Here is a 552-nt window from a genome sequence, read left to right on the forward strand (position 1 = left end):
GTTGTTTGAAGCAGATTATCAGTTAGGTGAAGGAGCCATTATGATGCTGCCCGGAACCTGTGCGGAACTGGTGTCCATTGGGTTCCAAATGTCGGCTGCAACGCCTGTACGGTAAGGAGGTAAAAGCATGAATCCACTGCTGTCCCTGCTCCCCGCGAGCAAGAAAAAGGGAATGAATGCAAGGCTGACTCAGCAATTTGCTTACATAAGCTCTCAGACAGGCGATCAGCCTTTATCATCTCATCACAGTCGTTTTATGTGTCGTTATGGCTATGGAAGATCTGCCGAATCTGCCAGTATGGGGGAAAGTGGACAGGATTTCGCCGCAGTACGTATTCATAAATCCGTCTGTTGTTTTGTCTTGTGTGATGGTGTCGGGCTCAGTTACCGAGGAGATTTTGCAGCCCGCTATCTGGGTTCCTCTTTACTGGATTGGATGGAACGGGGACAAGATCTGTCTGCTGATCAGTTGAGGGGGTATCTTGAACGTTTGGCAGGTACAGCGGCAGAGGAACTGGATCGGCAGCCTTTGGATCATGAATCAGGCTTAAT

At 49.3% G+C, this 552-nt stretch carries 1 pseudogene; it reads left to right on the forward strand.

Going from position 1 to position 552, the window contains the following annotated elements:
• Positions 1 to 127: 127 nt before the first annotated feature.
• Positions 128 to 552: pseudogene (locus GRP75_RS28940) on the forward strand (hypothetical protein); the annotation flags it as partial.

This window comes from Paenibacillus sp. OT2-17, assembly GCF_009827695.1.
GTDB lineage: Bacteria > Bacillota > Bacilli > Paenibacillales > Paenibacillaceae > Paenibacillus > Paenibacillus polymyxa_B.